The organism is Nitrospirota bacterium, assembly GCA_016212185.1.
In the GTDB taxonomy this organism is placed as follows: Bacteria; Nitrospirota; Thermodesulfovibrionia; order UBA6902; family DSMQ01; genus JACRGX01.
In genome coordinates this window covers 1-2,400 of the sequence record JACRGX010000087.1, presented here as the reverse complement: position 1 = coordinate 2,400, position 2,400 = coordinate 1, and the positions used below count along the sequence as shown (strand labels likewise).

The window sequence follows — 2,400 nt, the reverse complement described above, 5'->3', positions numbered from 1 at the left end:
TAGACTTATAAATGTTCGGTTTACGCTGCCAATGGCAGCCATTAAAAATATCGGCAATAGAATAATAACTGCTGTGTCAAATGCAACGACCCTGTTGTCTTTGATAAGATAGCGGTTCTGTAAAATATCTGCCGCAACTGTCGCATGGATTTCCACACCCGGAAATATTGCATCAACAGGTGTTGCCCTCATGTCATATATGCCTGTTTCAGTTGCGCCGACAAATACAACCTTGTCCTTAATCTCATTTATGCCGACCCTGCCGGACAGGACATCGGATGCGGAATACCTCTTAAATGTCCCGCCCTTGCCATAATAATTTATTAAAAGGCTCCCTGTTTCATCAACAGGTATATCCCTATCGCCGACAATAAGGCTGTGAACGCCGTAATTTGCAATTTCTAAAATCGGCTCTGCGCCAAAATATTTTTTTAATGCGCCAACCACAAGCGAAGGATAGATTTCTCCCTGATATAAAAAAAGGAGTTGAGAACTTCGGACAATGCCGTCGCTGTCTGGAAAGATGTTAAAGGCAGCAGAACTATATGACTTTTCTGCGATTTGATGGATGTTTGCCTCAAGCCCCGCGATTTCAGGCACAGGGATAGATGTAACATGGCCAAGGGATTTTATAAGATTTATCTTTGAACGTTTGAGGTCATCTAATGTTTCCGGAGATGGTTCCTGCGTGGCATCCTCTCTAAAAAAAAATCCCAAAACAACATTCCCTGCCTTTTTAATAGAACTTGCAAGCGCTTCGTCGCGGGATTTTTCTTCAGGCTCTGAAAAGACTATATCAAGCGCAGCAACCTTTGCAGGAGAGAGTTTTTCAATGAGTCTTGCAATTGTGGTGCGGGTCCAAGGCCATCTGCCGAGTTCATTTATGCTCTTTTCATCTATTGCAACAATAATGACTTCATCAGTTGGTTTAATTGCAGTCTTTATCTTGAATTTGAATTTTGCATCTATTGCCTTGAGATCAACGCCCTCCATAAAATGAGGCTTTGCCCAGTAAAGAAGAAGGCTTGCAGCAGCCGCCGCGCATCCCCATATAAAAAAGATAAAGAATTTGTGCGTTATAAACCATTCAATAGGTTTGGGTGTTTTGACCTTCACCTGAAAATACCTCTCACTCTGTAGTTGCCGACCTCGTAGCCTCCGACCTTTAGGTCGGAGGTCTGTCGGCAGTAGCGGACATAAATGTCCGCATCTACTGACAAATTTTCAACACCATTTCATAAAAAAATAGGCTTATGGTTCAAGTTTTTTGTAGGTTCGCCTTGATTCATTTTCGTAGTGCGAGACTTTAGTCTCGCTTCGGATCAGCGAGGCTAAAGCCTCGCACTACCGGACAGATGAAACCTCAAACCTGAAGGTTTGAGTTACAGCGTCTTATCGTAACTCAAGGCTTTAGCCTTGATGCCTCAAACGTCTTAAACCTAAAGACTCGTAGAAACATGGCTTTAGCCATGTTAAACATAACAGGTCTGAAGACCTGTTGCTGCGCGAGTTAAAAAATGCCGCTACAAAAACAAAAACCTTAGAAAATAGAATTTTAGAACTCAGAAAATAACTAATGGGCGGAGAATGCCAGACGAAAACCGTTGACGAAGTCCCGACCCGCAGGCACGTATCCCACCGCGGTAAGATGCCCGCAAGTTCTGCGGTTTGTAGAACCACGAACCGCCGCGAAGCACTCGGTATTGTCCGCTATCAGCTCCTTTTGGATTGTCCTTTGGGCTATTCTTATAGTAGTTCTCTCCATACCAGTCGTTCACCCATTCCAATACATTGCCTGTCATGTCATATAGCCCAAGTCCATTCGGCTGCTTCTGTCCTACAGCATGGGTTTTTATTCCTGAATTGCTGTCATACCACGCAACACTGTCAAGAGCATTGCCGCCTGCATATTTTTCGTTCTTCCCGCCGCTTCTTGCCGCATATTCCCATTCTGCCTCTGTGGGAAGGCGATAGTTCTTTCCGGTTTTGCTGTTAAGTTTGTTTATGTATTCCTGTGCATCATTCCATGATACTTTCTCAACAGGGCAGTTGTCTCCGCAGTCTTTAAAAGATGAAGGATTGCTTCCCATTATTCCTGTCCACTCTTTTTGTGTAACCTCATATTTCCCCATGTAAAGGTCATCAACACATACCTCATGGACAGGCTTTTCATCATTGTTCCCATCTCCAAAGGTATCCCCCATCTGATAACACCCACCTTTGACAAAGATGAATTCCATGCCGGTTAAGGGGTCGGTGTATGGTGCGCTGCCTTTTGGCCTTTTTGCCATTGCGATTTGCTCATTTGCCTTTTTTCTCATTGCCTCGTCTTCATCTGAATATGGGTCCTTTTCAGGAAAGGAGTCTATAAATTTATTTAATGCCGCTATCTTTGAGTCG

At 43.8% G+C, this 2,400-nt stretch carries 2 protein-coding genes; both read right to left on the bottom strand.

The genetic code is table 11. The features are described 5' to 3' along the window. The coding region (locus HZA10_10065) for a CHASE2 domain-containing protein (protein ID MBI5196650.1) at positions 1-1,116 on the bottom strand (1,116 nt) is incomplete at its 3' end. 446 nt (positions 1,117-1,562) lie between these two features. Continuing rightward, the coding region (locus tag HZA10_10060; GenBank protein ID MBI5196649.1) for an SUMF1/EgtB/PvdO family nonheme iron enzyme at positions 1,563-2,400 on the bottom strand (838 nt) is incomplete at its 5' end.